Annotated in this window: 24 protein-coding genes, 1 tRNA gene and 3 pseudogenes; 21 read left to right on the forward strand and 7 right to left on the reverse strand. The window is 25.4% G+C overall.

From position 1 onward, the window contains the following. From ABNT63_RS04130 to ABNT63_RS04140, 3 genes are all read left to right on the forward strand, one after another. Positions 1 to 333: a hypothetical protein gene (locus ABNT63_RS04130; RefSeq protein ID WP_348736686.1), complete on the forward strand. Its 333-nt coding sequence runs from the start codon at positions 1 to 3 to the stop codon at positions 331 to 333. A gap of 51 nt (positions 334 to 384) precedes the next feature. Further along, a complete protein-coding gene (locus ABNT63_RS04135) occupies positions 385 to 852 on the forward strand; it encodes a peroxiredoxin (protein ID WP_348736688.1) in 468 nt (155 codons plus the stop codon). A gap of 88 nt (positions 853 to 940) precedes the next feature. Further along, the gene (locus ABNT63_RS04140) at positions 941 to 1,081 is read left to right on the forward strand and encodes a hypothetical protein (protein WP_348736690.1); all 141 of its coding nucleotides are present in this window, start codon (positions 941 to 943) and stop codon (positions 1,079 to 1,081) included. A 132-nt stretch (positions 1,082 to 1,213) separates the two neighbouring features. Here the strand turns inward: ABNT63_RS04140 and ABNT63_RS04145 are convergent, their stop codons facing one another. The 5 genes from ABNT63_RS04145 to ABNT63_RS04165 form a co-directional block, all read right to left on the reverse strand. Continuing rightward, the gene (locus ABNT63_RS04145) at positions 1,214 to 1,834 is read right to left on the reverse strand and encodes a hypothetical protein (protein ID WP_348736692.1); all 621 of its coding nucleotides are present in this window, start codon (positions 1,832 to 1,834) and stop codon (positions 1,214 to 1,216) included. 21 nt (positions 1,835 to 1,855) lie between these two features. After that, a complete protein-coding gene (locus ABNT63_RS04150; RefSeq protein WP_348736693.1) occupies positions 1,856 to 2,092 on the reverse strand; it encodes a hypothetical protein in 237 nt (78 codons plus the stop codon). Positions 2,093 to 2,194: 102 nt separating this feature from the next. Then, a complete protein-coding gene (locus ABNT63_RS04155) occupies positions 2,195 to 3,586 on the reverse strand; it encodes a hypothetical protein (RefSeq protein ID WP_348736695.1) in 1,392 nt (463 codons plus the stop codon). Continuing rightward, a complete protein-coding gene (locus ABNT63_RS04160; protein WP_348736697.1) occupies positions 3,579 to 4,097 on the reverse strand; it encodes a phage terminase large subunit in 519 nt (172 codons plus the stop codon). The genes ABNT63_RS04155 and ABNT63_RS04160 overlap by 8 nt, the downstream gene beginning before the upstream one ends. A 151-nt stretch (positions 4,098 to 4,248) precedes the next feature. Then, positions 4,249 to 4,647, reverse strand: a complete 399-nt coding sequence (locus ABNT63_RS04165) for a hypothetical protein (protein ID WP_348734840.1) — start codon at positions 4,645 to 4,647, stop codon at positions 4,249 to 4,251. A gap of 293 nt (positions 4,648 to 4,940) precedes the next feature. Here ABNT63_RS04165 and ABNT63_RS04170 point away from each other — a divergent pair, with 293 nt between their 5' ends. From ABNT63_RS04170 to ABNT63_RS04195, 4 genes and pseudogenes are all read left to right on the forward strand, one after another. Beyond that, the gene (locus ABNT63_RS04170; protein WP_348736699.1) at positions 4,941 to 5,540 is read left to right on the forward strand and encodes a hypothetical protein; all 600 of its coding nucleotides are present in this window, start codon (positions 4,941 to 4,943) and stop codon (positions 5,538 to 5,540) included. Positions 5,541 to 5,699: 159 nt separating this feature from the next. Further along, positions 5,700 to 6,548, forward strand: coding sequence for a hypothetical protein (locus ABNT63_RS04175; RefSeq protein WP_348736701.1), 849 nt, complete (start codon positions 5,700 to 5,702; stop codon positions 6,546 to 6,548). A 109-nt stretch (positions 6,549 to 6,657) separates the two neighbouring features. Further along, positions 6,658 to 8,257: pseudogene (locus tag ABNT63_RS11365) on the forward strand (MATE family efflux transporter). A 131-nt stretch (positions 8,258 to 8,388) separates the two neighbouring features. After that, positions 8,389 to 9,414 (forward strand): hypothetical protein, encoded by a 1,026-nt coding sequence (locus ABNT63_RS04195; protein ID WP_348736709.1) that lies wholly within the window; start codon positions 8,389 to 8,391, stop codon positions 9,412 to 9,414. 144 nt (positions 9,415 to 9,558) lie between these two features. Here the strand turns inward: ABNT63_RS04195 and ABNT63_RS04200 are convergent, their stop codons facing one another. Further along, entirely contained in the window at positions 9,559 to 9,915 is a 357-nt protein-coding gene (locus ABNT63_RS04200; protein WP_348736711.1) for a hypothetical protein, read from the reverse strand. Between the two features lie 139 nt (positions 9,916 to 10,054). Here ABNT63_RS04200 and thyA point away from each other — a divergent pair, with 139 nt between their 5' ends. From thyA to ABNT63_RS04240, 8 genes and pseudogenes are all read left to right on the forward strand, one after another. After that, complete coding sequence (gene thyA, locus ABNT63_RS04205) at positions 10,055 to 10,924, forward strand: thymidylate synthase (protein WP_348736713.1); 870 nt, start codon at positions 10,055 to 10,057, stop codon at positions 10,922 to 10,924. A 20-nt stretch (positions 10,925 to 10,944) separates the two neighbouring features. Continuing rightward, positions 10,945 to 11,405: pseudogene (locus tag ABNT63_RS04210) on the forward strand (dihydrofolate reductase). 1 nt (position 11,406) lies between these two features. Then, a complete protein-coding gene (locus ABNT63_RS04215; RefSeq protein WP_348736717.1) occupies positions 11,407 to 12,198 on the forward strand; it encodes a lysophospholipid acyltransferase family protein in 792 nt (263 codons plus the stop codon). A 19-nt stretch (positions 12,199 to 12,217) separates the two neighbouring features. Next, positions 12,218 to 13,528 (forward strand): thymidine phosphorylase, encoded by a 1,311-nt coding sequence (locus ABNT63_RS04220; RefSeq protein ID WP_348736719.1) that lies wholly within the window; start codon positions 12,218 to 12,220, stop codon positions 13,526 to 13,528. Positions 13,529 to 13,627: 99 nt separating this feature from the next. After that, a complete protein-coding gene (locus ABNT63_RS04225; protein ID WP_348736721.1) occupies positions 13,628 to 14,389 on the forward strand; it encodes a segregation and condensation protein A in 762 nt (253 codons plus the stop codon). 5 nt (positions 14,390 to 14,394) lie between these two features. Next, the gene (gene scpB / locus ABNT63_RS04230) at positions 14,395 to 14,943 is read left to right on the forward strand and encodes an SMC-Scp complex subunit ScpB (RefSeq protein WP_348736723.1); all 549 of its coding nucleotides are present in this window, start codon (positions 14,395 to 14,397) and stop codon (positions 14,941 to 14,943) included. After that, positions 14,943 to 15,687 (forward strand): annotated as a pseudogene (locus tag ABNT63_RS04235) (pseudouridine synthase). The gene scpB and the pseudogene ABNT63_RS04235 overlap by 1 nt, the downstream one beginning before the upstream one ends. 14 nt (positions 15,688 to 15,701) lie before the next feature. Next, entirely contained in the window at positions 15,702 to 16,310 is a 609-nt protein-coding gene (locus ABNT63_RS04240) for a deoxynucleoside kinase (RefSeq protein WP_348736725.1), read from the forward strand. A gap of 40 nt (positions 16,311 to 16,350) precedes the next feature. On the opposite strand, the gene ABNT63_RS04245 is transcribed toward ABNT63_RS04240, so the two are convergent. Next, the gene (locus ABNT63_RS04245; RefSeq protein ID WP_348736727.1) at positions 16,351 to 16,914 is read right to left on the reverse strand and encodes an inorganic diphosphatase; all 564 of its coding nucleotides are present in this window, start codon (positions 16,912 to 16,914) and stop codon (positions 16,351 to 16,353) included. Positions 16,915 to 17,332: 418 nt separating this feature from the next. Between ABNT63_RS04245 and ABNT63_RS04250 the strand changes: the two genes are divergently transcribed. The 6 genes from ABNT63_RS04250 (at position 17,333) to tig (ending at position 22,416) form a co-directional block, all read left to right on the forward strand. Beyond that, complete coding sequence (locus ABNT63_RS04250; RefSeq protein WP_348736729.1) at positions 17,333 to 18,064, forward strand: hypothetical protein; 732 nt, start codon at positions 17,333 to 17,335, stop codon at positions 18,062 to 18,064. 582 nt (positions 18,065 to 18,646) lie between these two features. Continuing rightward, entirely contained in the window at positions 18,647 to 19,105 is a 459-nt protein-coding gene (locus ABNT63_RS04255) for a hypothetical protein (RefSeq protein WP_348736731.1), read from the forward strand. Positions 19,106 to 19,288: 183 nt separating this feature from the next. Then, positions 19,289 to 19,993 carry an ECF transporter S component gene (locus ABNT63_RS04260; protein WP_348736733.1) on the forward strand — a complete coding sequence of 235 codons (705 nt, stop codon included), beginning with the start codon at positions 19,289 to 19,291 and terminating at the stop codon, positions 19,991 to 19,993. 59 nt (positions 19,994 to 20,052) lie between these two features. Beyond that, positions 20,053 to 20,129: transfer RNA gene (locus ABNT63_RS04265), tRNA-Arg, on the forward strand. 115 nt (positions 20,130 to 20,244) lie between these two features. After that, on the forward strand, positions 20,245 to 21,003 hold the full coding sequence (locus tag ABNT63_RS04270) for a DUF3196 family protein (RefSeq protein ID WP_348736735.1): 759 nt from the start codon (positions 20,245 to 20,247) through the stop codon (positions 21,001 to 21,003). A 117-nt stretch (positions 21,004 to 21,120) separates the two neighbouring features. Further along, positions 21,121 to 22,416: a trigger factor gene (gene tig / locus ABNT63_RS04275; protein WP_348736737.1), complete on the forward strand. Its 1,296-nt coding sequence runs from the start codon at positions 21,121 to 21,123 to the stop codon at positions 22,414 to 22,416. Positions 22,417 to 22,615 lie beyond the last annotated feature (199 nt).

Consider the following 22,615-nt stretch of genomic DNA (forward strand, 5'->3'; position numbering starts at 1 on the left):
ATGGAAAATAAAGTAGAGAAAATGTCTTTGCGTGAAGAAAAAATTGAACAAACTTTGAATGAACTAATGTCAACAATTCAAGCAATTAATTTAGATCTTACTGAATTACAAGAACGAGCAAGTTTACAAACGAATGCTGTTTTCGATGAATATGATACTATTGGTGAGCAAATTGCCAATATTGCTAAGGAAATTAATGATTTAGAATATAAGTTTGATATTACCGAAATTTCACTATATTTAATTTTTTTAGATTTAAAATTATCATTTAATATTTTAAAAAATAAGTTAGAAGTAACAAAATATTTAATCCAACTTTTTCAAAGACAGTAATTAATTATTATTGTCTTTTATATTATTATTTTTAGGGGAGGTTATTTAAAAATGGATTTAAAACAAGAAAAGTTTTTGTTTACAGATGAAGAAGAACATCTTATTACTGATTTTCAAAAAGAAAAGGGCTATATTTTTTATTTTTTTCCGAAAGCAGCAACACCAGGCTGTACTTTAGAAACAGTTGCTTATAATTGTTATTATCAAAAATTTTTAACTGCTGGTTATAATGTTATTGGTATTAGTCGTGATAATTTAAAAAAACAAACTGAGTTTCAAAATGATAATAATGTTAGTTTCCCTATGTTATGTGATATTGATTCTAAATTATGTGAAATGTTTGGTGTCTTGAAAGAAAAGAAAATGTTTAATAATATTTATCTTGGCATTGAACTAAGCACTTTTTTGCTGGATAATGATTTTAAGATTATTCAAGAATGACGGAAAGTTAAACCAGTTGAACATATTAAAACAGTATTGTCACTAGTAACAGAAACTGATTTAAATAATAAATCTTAGTGTTATATTTATATTATTTTAGTAATAATTAGCATTGTAATGTAATTTTTTAGGAGACAAAAATTTAAAATTACGAAAGGGTTTTAATATGGTACAAAATTTAATAAACTTATCAACAAATTTTAAATATAATGGTTTATCTAACCAAAAAATTATTATTAATTATAATAAAGTTTTTAAATATATTAAATTAAACAATAAAACAAAAAAATTATTAATTGATTATTAGGTCGCATGTAAAAAAGGGTTTTAACAAATACATAGAAATTGAATAAGAATAATAAATTAAACCATTTACTAAAATGGTTTAATTTATTATTCTTATTCAATTTCCGATTTTTTTCCAAAACCCTTATTTTATTTATACGACCTCAACAATACCTTTATTTAGTTTTTCATCATAAGTTATTTTAGGAAAACAATAACCTTCACCTGGGGCACTTGTTTGAATAAATTGTCGTACTGATAAACCACTATGACTAATTTTGTCATTAATACTTGAAAAGATAATTTCTTGTCATAAAAAACTACCATCATAAGGTGAATAATAATTAATAACATTTGATGGATATAATCATTGTCTATCTTGGGGTGCAGAATTAATATCACCACCACCAATATTTAAACCACGGTCATTAAATACAGTATAAAAATTATAATAATCATTAATATTTAATTTAGTAATATCTTCATCTAAAATTAATAAAGTATATTGTCGTTCTGTTGATTGTTGAGTAAATACTTGTTCAAATTTAGCATCACCAAATTTAATAGAACTTACATCATCAACCATATAAGCATCTCAATATTTACCAACTTTAACCTCTTTTGTATAAAAGTTATCAACTTTATTATCATTATTAATAAAATAACTTAATTTATATTGGTTTAAGTATTCTAACATTCTATTAATATCATAAATATTTTCACCATCAATTAATTTTCAATAAAGATTATTATTTTCATCTTTTAATTTTATCACAAAAGGTGTTTCATTATTGGCTTATATTGTTGAATTAATTGGTTGATTTTTAAAATCATCAATTGTTAATATATTAATTTCTTCACCTTTATATTTTTGGACTATTTTTAAACTATCTTGTCATTGAGCAATCGTACTTTCCATATTATCAAATATTCTTGAATAACTACCATAATCACTTGGTTTAGCATTATTAGGTTTTCAACCTGTTTTAGTATCAGGAATATATGAACTATAAACATTAAAAGGAAATACCATTCAATGTCTATGTTCTTTTATACTTTCTCTTATATCTATTGCAGTAGCACCTGCTCCTGTTCTTAATCATTACATAGCTGCTGGATTAATTTTTTGCATTTGTTAATTCTCCTTAATTTTTGTTCTACCTTGTAAGGCATTTTGATTATTACCAGTTTCATTATATTCTAGTAATTTATTATTATGTTCAATTTCTTTGGCTTGCATTTTATCTTGTCATTTTTCTACTTTTTCAAAATATTTGGTTGCTTCTAATTCATCAATATTATTATATTCAGTTATTGCTCTTATTGGCTTCATTGTGCCATTATTTAATCTAGCAGTAATTAATTCATTTTGTCGCATTTGGTCAACTAAACTAGCGCTAACAAAATCAAATCCATAAGGTCGTTCACCAGTACCATCTCATAAACCATAATATTTTAAAACTGTATCAAACATCTTAGTATAATATTGTTTACGATATTCTTGTAAATATGCTTGTTTTTCTAAATCTTTTGTTTTAGTTAATAATGATTGTGTTTTATTTTGGTCATTATCTGATTTATCACCAAAAGGACCAGAAAAATGACATGCTAAGTATACTTGTTCAATAATTGATTTTTGATCTTCGGTATATGTTTCTAAGGTTGGTGTACCTTGTACTACTTGTAAAGATTGAGATAATTGACCATCAACGGCTGATTGACCTGATTGAATAAAAATATCATCAAAAGCATCTTGTAATACTTTTTTATTACCTTTGTTATAGGCAGTCATTAAATCATCATCTAATACCCTATATCAATGAGTACGATTTGTTCATCTTTCTTTTGATTTAATATTAAAACTATCTTCTAAATCAAATTGTAATTTATAACAATTTGCCATTGTAGGTCATGGATTTAAAGTTGTTGATGTTGATAAAAATAAAGGCTTAGGTTCATTTATCATTTCTCAAAAAGGTACTATACCTAATTTATTTTTAAATTCTTGAACTAAAACAGGTCTAACATCATCTTTAATTTGTGTTTTACTTTGACCAACAACTACTTCATTATTTTTGGGTCAACCTTTAATAATTATTTTATCTTTGGTACAAATTAAATTTAAAATAAAACCACTATCTGATTGATGATAATTTAATCAAATATCAGCACCTTGTTCAATTTCATTTATTTTACTTAAGCGTGATGTAAAGTTAAATGGGTTAATTCATAAATCAATATTACCGTCTGATGTTTCTAATAAACCAAAAATAGTTTTATCCATTAAACTTGCTGTTAATTCATTTTTATCTAATTTTTCTTTTATTTTATAAGTTTCATATCATCAATTTAATTTTTCTAAAATGTCTTTACGATGCGACTTAAATAAAATATCTTTACCATTTATTAATCGCATTTGATGGCGGGCAATAATATTTGCTAAATTAATAGTTCAATCATAATTATAAAATTTTAAAACACTATTAATATCATTTAAGTTTGGTAAAGATGGATAGGTATTATTCATGGTTATTTTGCTCCTTTAAATTTAAGATAAGTGCATAATTAATTATATTTACTGTTAATTTACTACGCATTATTTCTTCATTAAAAGGTAATAATTCATTACAATAACCAACAATATATCTTTTTAAACTTTCAGGGTTACATGTATTAATTGTTATTTTATTTTGATAACCACGAATAGCAAATTCTAAATCACTTAAATCTTTTTGTTGAAATTGATTACATTCTTCTCTTCAATCAATTACTAATTTATATTTATTTAAATCAGCAAAAGCTTTTAATTTTTCTTTTCTGCTAGGTGAATTTAAACCTTTACAATATATTTTGCTACCATTTGATAAAGTAAAAGTAAAATTTGATAAATTAATAGTATAAGGAATATGATTTTCATCTAACATATTTCATATATTTTGAAATACACTATCTTTTAAATCTTTACTCCAATACATACTAGCAATGATACAAATTGGTTCTTTAATTAATAAACTAATTTTTAATAATTCACCAAACATTTTAATATTTGATATAGTTTTACCACTATATCGTGTTCCAATTTGATTAATTTCATTAACTAACTAAAACTTTTTAGCAAATGTATATTTATTAACAATAGTACTATTTTGTAATAACCAATAAGGTGTTTCTAACAAATAAGTAAAATGATTAAGCATTATTATCACTTTCTTTTTTAATATCTCTAATCTCTGTTTGTAAATTAACAATTATTGGTTGTTGATTATTTAAGTTTAATTCTTTTTCAAGTTCTTTTTCTTGTAGTGAATATTTATAATTAAATGCTCGTTGTCAATATAATTTAGCACCATCAGGTGATTTCATCATAAAATTAATTATTTCACTTTCAATTCTATCAACTTGTTTTTCAAGTAAAGGAACTATCTTCTCGCTCGCATAAGTATCATATCTTCACTTGTGAGAAAGATTGAATTCATTGGTTAAATCGTTCAAAGTATATGGTTTATTAGGTGATTTATTTTGCCAAAATTCATCTATTTTACGATAGAATGTTCGTAAACTTGCTGTTTTTGGATTAAATTCTTTCATTTTTTACTTCTTTATATGGTTAAATATAAGTAGAGAAAAACATGTACAGAAGAACTTGACACGGTTCTTTTTTTATTATCTATATTTTACATCAAAATAAAAAAAGTAAATTACTTTACTTTTTTCAGTTAAATTAATTTGCTAATAATTAACAATTAAATTATAACACAATAAATAAAAAATAATATCTTTTTTTTTGCATTTTTATTATTTTTGTGTTAATGTGTAGAACTAAGAAAAGAGGGTAAAAAAATGATAAATATTGATAACAACTTTTTAAGAATTTTAATAATTTGTTATATATACAAAGTATTGAAATTATTCAACAAAATTTAGAAGATTGTGATGAATGAATTTTTAAAAATTATAAAATTGATGAAACTTTAAAAGAATTTAAAGATTATAAAGTAAAAGAAATAAAACCAAGAACATTAACTATTTTAAATGGGAAAATAACTTTTAAAAGAAAAAAATATTATAAAATTAATCCAGAAACAGGGGCATCGTGTAAGTGAAGTGCAACAAATCAACTCCTTTCTGAGTTGATTTGTTGCACTTCACTTACACGATGCCAATTAAATAAAAATGAGACTAATTTATATTTAAGTTTTTTCTTATATTCTTTAATTCCATCAATATGAATTTTAGTTCGCACAATAATTATTACAAAATATATGGATGTTTCATTAAATACTTATGCTCAATGAGAATATCTTAATATTATGCTTGAAATTCTTCAAGAAGCTTTTGTTTTTATATTATTCTTTTTTATTGGAAAAATTAAAAATAATAAAATTGATGACTTAAATAAAATTCGTCAAATTTATTTATTTGTTTTTTTTAATTTACTTAGGAATTATTTTTCTTTTTTATTTTTTTTATTGATAATCTAATTAAAGTTATTGATGGTTATAATTATAATGATCAAATAATATTTTTTAATTTGCCAATTATTTTCAAAAATTCCAGAAGTTTTGTTATTAATTTCTAATGTTTTTTTATTAAATGTTGGTAAAAGTAAGTTGTTCTTTTTTCTATTATTAGGTAAAACAATGATTTATATTATTTTAGATTTTACGTTAGCAAATGAAAATGTTTTTGCAAATACATATATTGGTTTGGGATTAAGTAGTATTTTAACTAATATATTTTTATTTCTTTTTTCTTTATTAATTATTGCAAATTTTTTTAGTTTTAAAATTTTTTGAAATATTAAAACTTTTCGATTAACAAAATTAGAATTTAATAAAGTTTTTTTTCTTAATTTTATTTTTACTTTTTTATCATCGGCAATTAATAACTTTTTCTATTTATTGGTAATTGCAAAAACATTAAATTCATTAACTGCATCTGGTTCATATTGATTAGCTAATCAATTAATTTGAAATTGAATTTTATTACCAATAATTGCTTTAGTTGAAGTATTTAAAGCTATAGTTGCCATTAATGTAGATGAGGGCATAAATAGTAAAGAACTTAATAAAAAATTTATTAAATATTTTAAGCTTTCATTTCTTTTATTTGTTGTTTCAGCAAGCATATTTTATGGACTATGAATTCCTTTTTCTAGATTTTTAACTGATAATGATCAAACAAAAATGACTGAATCAATGCAAATTATGAGAATTGTTATTTGATTTTATCTTTTTTATACTTGAGCGACTTTGCTTGATGCAGTTTTTATTGGAATTGGCAAATTAAAATTCTTATTAATAAAATCATGTGTAATAAATTTTACAGTTTATTTAATTCCATTTATATTAATTGCAGTTAATATTTTATTCCTAAACATAAAATTAATTATTTTAATTTATAGTTTTTCTTTATTAGGGTCATTTATTGTTAATCTTATAATGTATTTAATATTGCTTAACAAAAATAAAGAGACAATGTTAGGATAAAATAAATAAATCCCTTTTAACTAAAATATGCCCCTTTTTAAATCTGGCAATTTAATTAAAAATATGATAAAATAATAAATATATAGTATTGTAAAGGGAAACGAAGATAATGAACAAAACCGTTTTTTCAAAAAACGAGATTAAGTTACGTTATGACAATTTATGAAAAACAATTTTTATTTTTTCTTTACCAACTGTCTTTGTGATGGCAATGACAACATTATATCCAATCTTCGATAAATTTATTGCTTTAACATTTGTAACACCAAATGTTTTTCATCATCAGCCATATTTGGATTGATATAAAGAACATATTACAATTAATGGTAAATTATGAACATATGAATCAGCAAAAATTTTTGTTAATTTGTCAACCCATTTTTCAATGCAAATTTATAACTTATTATTTGCTTTTGCAATTTTATTTACGATTGGAACATCAGTTACATTTGCAATTAAATCTAGGGAAAGTAATAAACAACAAACACAATCTTTAGCAGGAAATGCTTTAACAATTACCGTTTTATTTTCATTTGTTGCAGCTTTTTTTGTTTTTTGTTTAGTTTTTCCACAATGAGATAATATTATGATTTTAATTCAATTAAGTAAAAAAGGAACCTGAATCGTACAAGATTTAACTTGGCATTATGTTTTTTTTAATGTTACTTGCTAGTCATTTAATGTTTGTTAGTTATTTATTACTAACATTATTACGAACAGATGGAAAAAGTCATGTTGCAATTTACATTACAATTGGAGCAATTGCAATTAATGTCTTATTTTCAATTGTTTTTGTAAAATATGGTCGAATGTTGTTAAAAGGTACAATGTTAGGAACAATTATTTCATGAATTTTTATTATTATTGTTTCATTAATTTGTATTTATTATAATAAAAATTCTTATTTACGATTTCATTGGCGTGATCTTTTTTATTTACATAAAACAACAATTAAAGAAATTTTTCGATTAGGTTTTTCATCTTTTGTTAATAATTTAGGTGCTGTTTTAGTTTCAATTTTATCATCAACAATTATTTCATCATTACCAGGACAATTTATTCAACGCCAGCAATATGGTTTAGCATCCTTCCAATTATTTAATAGTGCGATAAGTCCTTGAATTGCTTTTTTTACTGCAATTGCATTAGGGATTGCACAAGGGATGAAAACAATTATTGGGTATAATTATGGAGCAAAAAAATATTTACGAATGTATCAAACTTGTTGATATGGATTAGTAATTATTAGTGGTTGATTACTTTTTACTTTATTATTATTTATTGCTCTTGGGCCACAATTGTTAATGGCTTTTGCTTTTCCTGCTGATTTAGTTGATGAATATCGGTGAATAGCAGTTTTAATGTTAATGAGTTATCCTTGTGCTGCTATTTCATTTTTAGGTGTTTCGTTATTTCAAGGGATGAATAACGCACGAAAAGCAGCATTATGCTCTTAATTTCGTGCTTTTATTGTGTTACCAATTTTAATGTTATGTGGATATTTCTTAGCACATGGATTATCGGATGGCACAGACCAAAGTAATATTTATTATTTTATATTATTAGGGTTAAATGATTTAATTTCAGCTATCATTGTAGGTATTATTTTATATTTATTTTGATACAAACATCGTTATCATATTTTTAATGAAGTTGATGAAAAAGATCAAGAATATTTGCAAAGTAAAAAACAACAAACAAGGTATTAAACTTAAATAAAATGGTAGGTAATTATATACCTTTCTAATAATTATGACAATAGTTTATTTTAATTTTACTTAAATATGTGATATAATTTATCTATAAGAAAAGTGGGTATATTGATATGGAGGGGTATAACATGAATAATAATGATCCAAAATTTAGTGGTGGAAATGAAAATCATTTTAATTCGTTTGAAAATAACAATAGTTTTGGCAATGATAATTTATTAAACCAAAATGCACCAGTAACACCACTAACAAAACCAATTAGAGTTCCTGGTAATCCAAACGATTTTAAAACAAAAATTAATCCACCTTTTAATTCTTCTTACATTTCAAAAGCTTTGGGAATTAATAGAACAGAAGTTAAACCGCAACATAATAAACCAATTTATCAACCAATTATTTATCAACCATTTGTTATGCCTATTATGCCTAATCCAATGAATGCGATGGGAATAGGGGCATATAATCCGATGATGGGTTATCCGCAAATGTTCCCTTATCCAATGATGCCACAATTTCCAATGATGATGAGTTATCCGCAAATGTCACAATATCCCGGAATGTTAACTTATCCTCCAATGGCAGGACCAGAAGTAGAACAACAATTTGCTGGTCAAGATTCTAATTTTAATAAAAGACAGTATTCGCAAGATTCAGGTCGTCATTACGCAATTATGAATTCAGATTTGATGAAACAACAACAGGGAATCAATAACGATTTTGATGATAATTTTGATGATACGTTTAATGAGGGAACTCCTTTTGGGGCAAACCATGATTTTAATCAAACAAATGACTTTGGTAGTACTAATTTTTCTGGTCAAAATGATTTTGGCCAAGGAAATTCAAATTTTGGACCAACACCAGATTTTAATGCAGCACCAAGCTTTAGTTCATCACCTGATTTTGCTCCATCAGATGATTTTAATAATAGCAATGTTTTGGATAAAATTGATGCAACAAAAATGCCATTTCAATATGATGAAGAAACAAGCAAGCGAAAATTACCAGTTTGAGCAATAGTTTTAATTGTTGTGCTAGTACTTTTAGTTTTAGCAGTTATAACAATTGTAATGTTGTATTTTAATATAGAAGCAGTTCATGACTTAATTAATAGTTGATTTGGCTTTGATGTACCATTTGAGCCGTGATTTTAAAAATGTTATTTAATAACATTTTTTATTTATTTTAATAAAATAAAAAAATCTAGACAAGGGTTAAAATCTAGATTTTTAACTATTATTTAAAATTTGAAAGGTTTTTTACTTGAAAAAATTATTTTATTATTTTAGGTCGTTAATTTATTTTGCTTGTATTGTCTTTTTAAAATCTTGTGGTGGCAATGTACTATTTTTGATTTTAAAAAACCAAACAACAAAACCTAAAATTACTAAAATATTATTTTTATTAGGTTTTTTAAAACGATTAATTTTTTTAATAATTTGTTTATCATATTGACAATTATTATCTTTTTCTTCTAATATAATTTTAGTTTTATCAATAACATTTTGTTGATGAATTGAATTGCTTAAAATATATGCATAATCAAATTCGGCTTCATTTTCATATTTGCTTCGTAGAGGATTAAATGTGCCAGGAATAAATAAACTTAATGAAAATTTAATTTTTTTAATTATTTTTTTTAAAAATTTATTCATTACTGCTCACCTCTTTTAATTAGTAATATGATAACATAAAAAAATAATCTTGTTAAGATTTTTTTTATTTTTTCAGATGATTTTATTTTTAAATAAGGTAAAATTTAAGTATATGAGAATAGAAAATAAGGTGAAAATGATGGAACAATATCTTAATATGGCTTGTTTTATTTTAGAACACGGGCAAGAAAAAGATGATCGAACAAATACGGGAACAATTTCTTTTTTTGGTTATCAAATGCGTTTTAATTTAAGCAAAGGATTTCCACTTTTAACAACAAAAAAAGTTCATTTTAAGTCAGTAGTTTATGAATTATTATGATTTATTAAAGGCGATACTAATATTAAATATTTAGTAGATCATGATGTTTGAATTTGAAATGAATGACCATATGAAAAATATCAAGCATCAGCAAAATATAATAATGAAACATTAGCTGAATTTGTTGAAAAAATTAAAACTGATGCAAATTTTGCTGCTAAATTTGATGATTTAGGACCAGTATATAGGAAACAATGACGAAACTTTAACGGAGTTGATCAGTTAGCAAAATTATTAGAAAATTTAAAAAAGAATCCATATTCACGTCGTCATATTATTAGTGCCTGAAATCCAGTAGAAGTTGATGAGATGGTTTTACCACCATGTCATACTTTAATTCAGTTTTATGTTTCAAAAGATAATAAATTAAGTTGTCAATTATATCAACGTAGTGCGGATGTTTTTTTAGGAGTCCCTTTTAATATAGCAAGTTATGCTTTATTAACCCATTTAATTGCCCAAGTTGTTGGTTTAGATGTTGGCGATTTTGTCCATACTTTAGGAGATTGTCATATTTATAAAAATCATTTTAATCAAATTAAAGAACAATTAACACGTTCTCCGCGAAAATTACCAACTTTGAAGTTAAATCAAACCATTACTTCGTTATTTGATTTTAAATTTGAAGATATTATGTTGAAAAATTATGACTCAGCCCCATTAATTAAAGGAACTGTCGCAGTATAATGATTAAGTTATTATGAGCAATGGATGAAAATAATTTAATTGGTCAAAATAACCAATTACCATGACATTTAAGAGAAGAATTACAGCATTTTAAAGAAACAACATTAGGACAAACAATTTTATTTGGTCAATTAACTTATGAAGGAATTGGACGACCATTATCGAAACGAAAAACATTAGTTTTAACAAGACAACTTGATTATCAAATTAATCATCCAGATGTGGAAGTAGTAACTGATTTAACAGCAATTATTAATTTTTATCATCAAAATCCAAACGAAGATATTTATATTTGTGGGGGAAAAAAATTTATGAGGCAACATTACCATATGCTGATGAATTAATCATTAGTTATATTAGGGGAAAATATCAAGGTGATACTTATTTTCCTTCGTTTGATTTAAACCAATTTACTTTAATTAAATCAAACGAATATCAGCAATTTGTAATAAAATATTATAAAAGAAAGGAACAAAGTTAAAATGTTAAATATTTGAAAAATTCTTCTGACATGACCAAGATTTTTACGAACAATTACTAAAGCAAGGAGTATTAGTAAAAAAATTAAACGAGATCCAAATATTGTTTCAGAAGAATATCGTTATCATTGATTACAAAAACGAACACGCTATATGTTATGAGTGCACGATGTTAAAATAATTGTTCATGATCGTGATAATTGAATTGATAAGGGTTGTTTAATGATTGTAAATCATCAATCGAATGTGGATCCGGCATTATTATTTGCTCTAAATGATTTTAATAAAACGGCACCTTGTGCATTTATTGCTAAAAAAGAATTACAAGATAACCGAACATATCGAAATTTTTTAACATTAATTGATGTTTTATTTTTAGATCGGGAAAACCCTCGCCAGGCCTTAGAAATTATTAAAGAGGCAAATGATTTAATTCGTGTACCACGAACAATGGTTGTTTTTCCGGAAGGAACACGAAGTCGCAGGCAAGAAATGGGAGAATTTCATGCTGGAAGTTTTAAAATTGCCCAGAAAGCACATGTTCCAATTATTCCTGTTTCAATTGTTAACTCTTATCCAATTTTTAATAAAGAACTTAAAAAAAGAGGAAAAAAGTATGTTCATGTTGTGTTTCATAAGCCAATTAAGCCAGATACTTTTATGACCAAATCAACTGAATTAATTGCAAATAATGTTAAACAAATTATTCAAAAAGGAATTGATCAATATCAAGATGTTGATCATAAAAAAGATTATGAAGAATATAAAATTTTATTAAAGAAAAAAACGACTTAAAGAAAGAAGGTATCGAATAGTGAATATTTTAGAATTAATTGATAAAAAGAAAAATGGACAAGAGTTATCACGAGAAGAAATTAACTTTATTGTCAAAGGATATACATCAGGGATTATTCCAGATTATCAAATGTCAGCTTTTTTAATGGCAATTTATTTTCAATCAATGTCAGTTACAGAAATTTCGTTTTTAACTGAAGCAATGATTAATTCAGGGGAAGTATATGATTTAACTACGATTCCTGGTTTTAAAGTTGATAAACATTCTTCTGGTGGAGTTGGTGATAAGGTTAGTTTAATTTATGCGCCTTTAGTTGCTGCATTTGGTTTAAAAGTGGCAAAAATGTCAGGACGAGGATTAGGCCAAACAGGAGGAACAATTGATAAGCTGGAAAGTATTCCCGGTTTTAAAGTTGAACTTTCTTTTAATGAATTTAAGGATGTTATTAATAAAACAAATTTATCAATTATGTCTCAATCTGATAATCTTGTTCCTGCTGATAAAAAGATTTATGCCTTACGGGATGTGACTGCAACAGTTGATTCATTACCATTAGTGGCAGCAAGTATTATGTGTAAAAAAATTGCGACTGGTAGTGATGGAATTGTGTTAGATGTTAAATGTGGTAGTGGCGCTTTTATGAAAACAATATCTGATGCACGGAAATTAGCACAAATTATGGTTGAACTTGGAATTAAATTTAATAAGAAGATTGCTGCTGAAATTACTAATATGACAGAACCATTAGGCCGTACTATCGGTAATGCAATTGAAATTTATGAAGCATTACAAACATTACGAGGGAAAGGATCTGATGATTTGACTTACATTGTATGTGAAGCAGCAGCTTTAAGTTTATGCCAAGCAGGGCTTTTTAAAGATTTAGCAATGGCAGTTAAATCTTGTGAAGAAAAATTACAAACGGAAGAACCGTTAAATTACTTCCGTGCTTTTGTGAACGAGCAAGGTGGAGATTTAAGTTTTATTGATAATGATTTAACTTTAAAAGAAGTATTAAAAGTAAAAAATATAGTTGAAATTAAAGCAACCCAAGCGGGATTTATGGAAATTATTGATACTAATGAGTTAGGATTATTAGCTGTTCGTTTAGGAGCTGGCCGTAATACAAAAGATGAAACAATTGATTATCATGCTGGTATTTATTTAAACAAAAAAACTGGTGAAAAAGTTGCAAAAAATGATGTTGTAATGACTTTATATACTAACCGTTATGTTACTGCCCCAGTTTATGATTGAGCACAACGAACTTTTCGAATTGTTTCAACAAAACCACCACAAGAAGAATTAGTTTATGAGATAATTCAATAAAAGTGATGCTTTAAGTTAATCACTTTTTTGTTTTAATGTCTTTAATTTTTTTAAAATAGCGGTATTATTAACTAAGAAAATAAACACGGGAGAGAAAGAATGTTACATTTGCCGCGCTATGAAGTAAAACTTAATAATTTTTCAGGACCATTAGATTTGTTGTTGCATTTAGTTAAAGAAAAGGAAATGGACCTTTTTGCAATTAAATTGACAGAAATTACTGATCAATTTTTAGCATATATTAGAGAAATGGAACAATTAAATATTGAAATTGCATCAGAATATTTAACAATGGCAAGTTATTTAGTTGAGACAAAAACAAAATTAGTGTTACCAAAAGAAGAAGTTGAAATTGATGATAATTATGAAAAAGATTATCGTGATGAACTAATTAATCGTTTACTAGAATATAAAAAAATTAAAGAAGTTAGTCAATATTTTAAAGATCAACATCAAGAGGGAATTCGTTATTTGTCAAAACCACGAACAATTATTAAAGGAAATCCAATTAAAGAAGAAGATTTACCATTGTCGCCAAAAATTAATATTGATAAATTAACTAATAGTTTTTTAAAAATGTTAGAACGAATTAATGCAGCAAAACCATTAGAATCAAATGTTGTTATTACTGAAGTTTCTCCAGAAGAAATGGCGGAGCGAATTATGGCATTATTAGCGCAAGATGATAAAGAATGAACATTAGAAGAATTGCTAGGTAATTTTACTTTATCATTACAAGTTTTTGTTGCTTGTTTTATTGCTTTGTTAGATTTAGCTCGTCATCAAAAAATTGAAATTGAGCAATACCAACATTTAGAAGCAATTTACATTAAACCATACTTACAGAAAGAGGGGAATTAAATTAGATGAATTTAAATGAAAAAATGGCTGTTTTAGAAGGGCTATTATTTATCAGTGGTGATGAAGGAATTAATTTAAAAGAAATTGCTCATATTCTTGAAATTTCTGTTCCTGAGTGTGAGGAGGTTTTAGCAAAATTAAAACTAGAATATCAAACTAATAATAATCGTGGGTTAACAATAACATCTTTTGCTGATAAATATCGCTTAGCAACAAAGCAAGAATATTATCAATTTTATTTAAAATTAGCTAATAATAAAATAGAAGCACGTTTATCACAAGCAGCATTAGAAACATTAGCAATTATTGCCTATCGTGGGCCAATTAGTAAACCAGAAATTGAAGAGTTACGAGGAGTTAATTCTGACAGTGTTATTAACAAATTACGCGCACGTGATTTAATTGATGAAGTTGGTAAAAGCAAATTACCAGGGAAACCAATGACATATCATATTACTGAAGAATTTTTAAAAGTTTTTAATTTAACTTCTTTAGCAGATTTACCACAAATTAAGGAAACTGTGATAGAAAAAGAGCAGGATTTATTTAAATAATGGAACGCTTACAAAAAGTTATTGCAGCAAAAGGTTATTGTTCACGACGAAAAGCAGAAGAATTAATTATTCAAGGACGAGTTAAAGTTAATAATATTGTGGTAACAACGTTAGGTACTAAAGTTAGCAAAAATGATCAAATACAGATAAACAATCAAATCCTTACGAATGAAAATGCAAATAAGGTTTATTTGATGTTGAATAAACCACGAAATTGTGTTTCAACAATTATGACCCGCAACATCGCAAAACAGTTTTAAACTATGTTAAAGGTGTTTCAGAGCGAATTTATCCGGTGGGTCGTTTATAGATTATGATACTAGTGGGCTTTTGCTATTGACTAATGATGGAGAATTTAATAATATTATTACACACCCAAGTCATATTATTAATAAGACATATCATGTTTTGGTTTTTGGTTATCTTTCAAAACAACAATTACAACAATTAGCAACAGGACTTGAAAATGAACCAGGAATTATAACAAGAAAAGCGCAAGCAAAATTAGTAAAATATGAAGAAGCAAAAAATGTTTCGATTCTTTTATTAACAATTCATGAAGGCAGAAAACATCAAGTTAAAAAAATGATACAAGCATTAGGACATGAAGTTATTAAATTAAAACGAATTGCAATTGGTTTTTTACAATTATATGAAACATTAAAGCCTGGTGAATGACGTTATTTAAAACCCAAAGAAATTAAACGTTTTTTTGGAATAGCATCACACTTAAAAACAAAATAAAGGAGAAAAAAACAATGCGGATTACGTTAGCAGGAGTTGTTGGAGTAGGGAAATCAACTGTTAGTAAGCTATTGGGAGAAAAACATCATTATATGGTAATGGATGAGCCAGTTGAGGAAAATCCATATTTAGATCAGTATTATGCTGATCCAAAAGATATGGCTTTTAAAATGCAAGTATATATGGTAATGGCGCGTAGTAAACAATTAAAACAAGCAAAAATAACATCTAATATTATTTTTGACCGTAGTATTTTAGAGGATCCAATTTTTGTTGATGTCTTATATGAACTAGGATATATGAATACAACAGATTATAAAGTTTATAAAGAATTTTATGATGTTGTTGTTTTACAAAGTTTATATTTAGATGAAAACATTAAACCAGAATTAGTTGTTTATTTACGAGTTGATCCAGAAATAGCAATGGAACGAATTACCAAAAGAGGCCGAGCTAGTGAACAAAATATTGGCAGTGCTTATTGAACATTATTAAACCGAAAATATGAGGAATGATATGAACGCTCAAAAGATAAGTTTAATTTTTTAGTTATTGATGCCAATCATAAAAAACCAGAAGAAATTGTTGCCATAATTTCAGAAAAATTAATTGAAAAGAAATAAGACAATAAAAAAACTAGTGTCAACACTAGTTTTTATTTGTTTAAATTTGCCCTAATCCTTTTTCTTTTCAAATTTTCATTACAGTATCTTTTCCTTTTGTTTCTAAAATATCTTTGTATTCTAAATAACGTTCTTGACATTCTTTAATTTCTTTTAAAGCTTGGTCTAAGCCACTTCAACCATTAATTTTAACTTCTTTTTTTTGCAAAGTTTTATATTGTAAAAAGAAAGTTTCAATTTCATTTCGTATTGCTAATGGAACATCTTCTAAAGTTTGAATATGATTAAAACGCGGATCATCAGCCATCACAGCCATTAATTTTGTGTCAATTTCCCCGTTATCAATCATATTAATTGTTCCCAAAATACGAACATTGATTTGACAACCAGAAATTGTGGGGTAAGTGCTTAATGAAATTACATCAAGGGGATCACCATCTCAATCTAATGTGTTTTCAATAAAACCATATTCTCCTGGATAAAAATTAGCACCATATAAAACCCGGTCTAAAACAATTCGCCCTGTTTTAAGATCATATTCATATTTATGACCAGACCCCTTAGGGATTTCAACGATAATTGGTAAAACATTATTTTTACTCATTATTTTTCTTCCTTTCATTACTTTCCTAATTATTAATATAGCATAGAAAGGCAAATAATGTTATGTCTTTTTAATCCTTTTTATTTTTTTGCAATAAGATCAAATAAAAGTATTGTGTTATATTCAAAAAAATAAAAGATAATTATTATTTTTGTGTAAGTTATAAATTTAAAAAACAAATACATTTAATTATATATTAACATATTTTTAATAGAATTAATAAATTATTTTTTATTTATTATTTTTTAAAAAAATGAAAAATTTTGGTAATTTTATCAATTTTAGGTATACAATGAAAGTAAGAAAGTGGGCTATGAAGAAACAAAAAATTGTATTAAAATGTATCAATTATATTAAATTACCAAATTATCAACCTTATAAAAAAATAAAAAATTGATAAATTAGGATGCCAATTACTATGAATACATTATTAAAATACACTACATTAGCAGGACTTGCAGCAGTACCTGTTGCAACTGCAACTTCATTACCAATCTTAGAAACCAATAGCAATACTGCTATTTCATCAAGTAGTTTGTTACAAGATGCAGCTACTATTGAAGAAAAAGATGCTAAAGCTATTGCTAATCAACTTCGTCTTGAACCATCAAATGGATCATCATTAACAGAAGAACAAAAATTAAATGAAGCAAAAGAAGTAATTTTCAACAACATTGATAGTGTTAAACCTGATGCAATCGCTTCAATTGAAAATGATATGGATTTTAGAGAAATTACTAAAGCTATTAACAATCTTACTATTGATAATTTAGAAATTCCCAAAGGAGATACTAAATCATTAAAAATTGGTTATCAAACAATTTCAATTAATTTAAAAATGAATAACACAAATAATCTTATCAGTGTTATGTTAATTAATGTTAAACCAATTGGTAGTGGAACTGGAGATGAATATAATTTATTGCAAGAAAGAGCTTCTATTGAAGAAAAAGCTGCAAAAGCTATTTTTGACCAAATTCGTGAAAATCCAGTTGATGGGTCATCATTAACAGAACGTGAAGTAATCAATAGCGCAAAAGATTTAATATATAATAAAATTGATGAAGTAAAATTTGATGCAATCGTTTCGATAACTGATGACATGGATGCTAGAGAAATTACAGAAGTAATTAATGATATTAAAGCATAAGATTTAATAATTCCAAGTGGAGATACTAAACTTTTAAAAGCTGGATATCAAAAAATAACAATTAATTTAAAAATTAAAGAAACAAATAATATTATGTCTGTAATCTTAGTTAATGTTAAAGCACTTGAAGTTTAATAAACAGTAAAAAATCATTAGAATAAAATTAATACTAAAATTGCTTCATATAAATAAATTGTATGAAGCAATTTATTTAATTATTAAAAAATAAAAAAAGAGATGAATTACTATGTATAAATTAATTAAATGCCTTACATTAACAGGATTTTTAACTGGACCAATTGTTACAACAACTTCATTACCAAGTTTTAACTCAAATCAAGATGTTTTAAGAGATTCTGATTGTAACTGTGGATTAGAAGCATTGCTTTAACTTACATTAAAGAAGCAATTGGTGAAATTGAATCAGTTGATGGATCAACTTTATATGCAGGACAAACTTATAATACTGCTTTCCAATTATTATGAGTTGCCATTGAGCAATTTAAAATTAAAGCAGTAGAAAAAGCAAACAATATTAGTGATAAAAACGTTAAAGAAGAGATTATTAAATTAATAAATAGCTTGAAAAATAGTGATGCAAAAATCACTGAAGAAAATGCTGTTTTAAGAACAGGAAATAATGAGATCTTAATTGATTTACAACTTGGTTCTGCAAAAGATACAATACATATTATATTAGATAGTGTTCAATTGTTACAAGACCCTGATACATTAGAATATACTGCATATGCAATTTTAGTTCAAATTCTAAACAAAGGAATAGCTGATGGTTCAAAATTGAATGCAAAACAAAAATTAGAAGTAGCATTGCCTTATAGATGAAACTTTATTGATAAAAACAAAAAAGATACGATAGAGGCAATAACAAACAGAGAAGATATTAAAAATATTAAAATTAAAGAAAAACTTGTTAACTTAGTAAAAGAGTTAACTAGTGAAAATATATCAATTGCAAAAACTAATAAAACTACAATTTTAACTGAAGGATTTAATCGCATTAGTTACTATAAGTTTTCCTAAAAATGAATACAATGCAACAATTGGTTTAGGAAATGTTAAACCTGAAACAGAATAAATTGTTGGATGTAAAATGCTTTGTATGAATCATATACAAAGCATTTTACATCCAACTGAATAATTTTTACAATTAGTTTTTACTTTGCTATATTTTAAAAATAATTTATAATTAAACAAGGTGATAATATGCAAACAAAAATAAAAAATTTATTTTACTTAGATACAAAAAGAATTGTGGCAATGGCAATTGTGATTGCTTTATATGTTTTATTGTCATGATTAAGTAAAATAATGAATTTAACAGTTTTTATCGTTGCTCCATTTTTAAAAATTGAGTTAACTGATTTTTTAATGTTATTATCTCTTCGTTTGTTTGGTATTATTTATGCTAGTTTTTTAACTATTAGTGTTAGTTGATTACGAATGGTTTATTTAGGTGATACTCCTATTGATGTATTTGCTTTAATGTTAGCAGATTTAATTTTTTTATTAGTTTTTTGATTAGGCGATAATTTTTTACGAAAAGGATTTAATCACTTGTTTAAAAATAATTTTTCAAAAAAAGCTGATTATTTAATTACAACAATAAATGTTAGTTTAGCAACAATTATTGCTTCATTTGTAATGACATTATTTAATTGATTATTTATTTATGACATGTATGCCCATTTCTTACATATTCCCCGCGAAACAGTACAATGATTTAAAAGTATTTTAGTACCGATAGTTATTCCTTTTAATTTATTGAAATTTACGATTAATAGTATTGTTTTTATCTTAATTTATCGTGCAGTAATTCACCTTCAAAAGCAATTTATAATAATAAAACCAACAAAAAAAGTAACAGAAGTATTAAATGATTATAATATTATTGATGAAATTTATTTTTAAAAAAGCAAACTTATTTTCTTGAAAATATTATTTAATTTATGTTATTATTTGTATGGTATGCCCACGTAGCTCAGTAGGAGAGAGCATGCGCCTTCTAAGCGTAGGGTCGGGAGTTCGAATCTCTCCGTGGGCGCCATTTTTTAAATTGTAATTAAATTAAAAACCTTATTTAAATGATTAAATAAGGTTTTATTTTTTTAAAATTGTTATAATAATATAAAAGATTGTTTTATCTAAGGAGGATTTATTAAATGCAAACACCATTAAATTATTATGATGAATTAATTAATGAAATTAAAGAATTAATTAGTAATCATAATTACAATGGTACACTTATCAAAATTCATGATGAATTGCTGATGCCTTATATTCCTCAACAAGTTGAGAAAGTATTAACAACATTATTACAAGAAGTTAATGAAAAAATTCGAGAACAAAAGCCAAGTGAAATAACAGTTTGAACATTAGCAAAAATTAGTGATATTTTAGCGAATCCATCTGATGAGGAAACTCAATTATTAGCTTTTCAATATTTAAAAGACCAAAATTTACGACAAATTTTACCAGTAATTCGTCAATATTTTCTGAATAAAAAAGTTACTGATTTTGCAAAGATTTATTTATTATACTTATTAAAAAAACAAGAAATTACAGAAATATTTGAAGTGAAAAAAACAAATGGTATTTTTCACTTGAATCCAAGTCAAATAATACCATATAAAGAAAATGAACAAGTTAAAACCATAATGAAATTATTAGACCAATGAGTTTATAATGATAATCCTAGTTTATACCATACTTGTTTATATTTGTTAGAAACATATTATTATAACTTATATCCTTATTTTTTAGAAAATAATGAAGAAAAAGCATTAACAATTGCAATTATATATCAAGGTCATCGGATGTATGGTGAAAAAATAGTAATCCAAGATCTGGCAGAACAATTTACAGTTCAAGTTGAAATAGTAAAAAAATATCTTCCTTACTTAGCCCAACAAGAATTATAAAATAAATTATTATTTAGAATTAGACCAAAAAAGCAAAATAAATTGGGAAAAAAGTTATTTAAAGTCATTCTTTTTGTTATAATAAACTATGTGCAATAATTAGTTAAGGAGTAAAATATGAAATTTAAAGCGGAAAAAATACAAGATAAAGGAATTGGAAAATGATATGTAACCATTAATGATACAGAATGGACAGATTATATTAAAAAAGCTGAAAAAAAAGCAGCAGAGCAATTAGAGGTTCCTGGCTTTCGAAAAGGGAAAGTACCCACTGATTTAATTAAAAAACATCTAACTGAAGCAAAAATTTTAGATGCGGCACATTATTTAGTTGTTAATAAAGCTTATAAGTTTGCGTTTGATCAAAAATCAGATATTGAACCATTTTCATCACCAGTTCCAAGTGTACAAAAAATTAGTAAAACAGAGTATATCTTACAATTAGAATTTGATTTAAAACCAGAAGTTAAAATTAGTAAGTATACTGGTTTTACTGATAAAGAATTAAAAAAGACAAAAATTGAAGTTAAAAAAGCAGATATTGACGATAATATTAATCAATTGCGTAATCGTTTTGCAATTTTTAAACCAAAAACAACAGAAATTACAACTGGCGATACAGTAATTTTTGATTTTGAAGGTTTTATTGATGGAAAACCATTTAAGGGTGGTAAAGCAACAGATTTTACTTTAGAAATTGGGAGTGGTCAATTTATTCCCGGTTTTGAAGAAGCCATGATTGGTTTAAAAACAGGTGATAAAAAAGAAATTAATGTTACTTTCCCAGATGATTATCATGTTGAAGAATTAAAATCAACTTCGGCTATTTTTAAGTTAAATATTAAGGAAGTTAAAACAAAAGAATTACCAGAATTAAATGATGAATTAGCAAAAGATGTTAATTTAAAAGGTATTGATACGTTAGCTAAATTGGAGGCGCATGTTAAAAATAATATTTATGAGCAATTATTAAAACAAGAATATGATCATTTTATTGGCCATTTATTCCGCTTAATTGCAGAAGATTCAAAGATTGCTTTACCAGAATCAATTATTCGTAAAGAAGCAAATCAATTAAAACATGAGTTTGAACAAAAATTACAAGGTCAACAAATGGATATAAAAACGTATAAAAAACGAACAGGAATGTCAGAAGAAGATATTTTTAATGAGTTATTTAAAGACGCTAAGAATCGTTTAGAAAATGTTGTTATTGTTGATGCAGTTGTTCAAAATGAAAATATTACTGCAACTGATGCAGAAATTGATGAACAATATGAAAAGTTAGGAAAACAATTTGGAATTGATGGTAAAGCATTAAAAGAAACAAAATTAGTATCCGACCAACAAATAAAAGAACAAGTTATGCATGATAAGGTATTTGCCTTTTTATATCAAAATAATGGTGAATAGAATAAAAACTAACATTATTGTTAGTTTTTTTTATATAGGAGGATAATCTGGATTAGCATGAAAAGTGCTGAATTTTCTTTCTTTTTATGATATAATAAAATTATTATTAAGTATTAAACTGGTATTCTTTAATTTTGAGGTAAAGATATAATAAACAATAGGTGAGATGATTTTTTAAAAAATAGCACTTACCTATTGT

Source organism: Spiroplasma endosymbiont of Ammophila pubescens, from assembly GCF_964020965.1.
GTDB lineage: Bacteria > Bacillota_I > Bacilli_A > Mycoplasmatales > Mycoplasmataceae > Spiroplasma.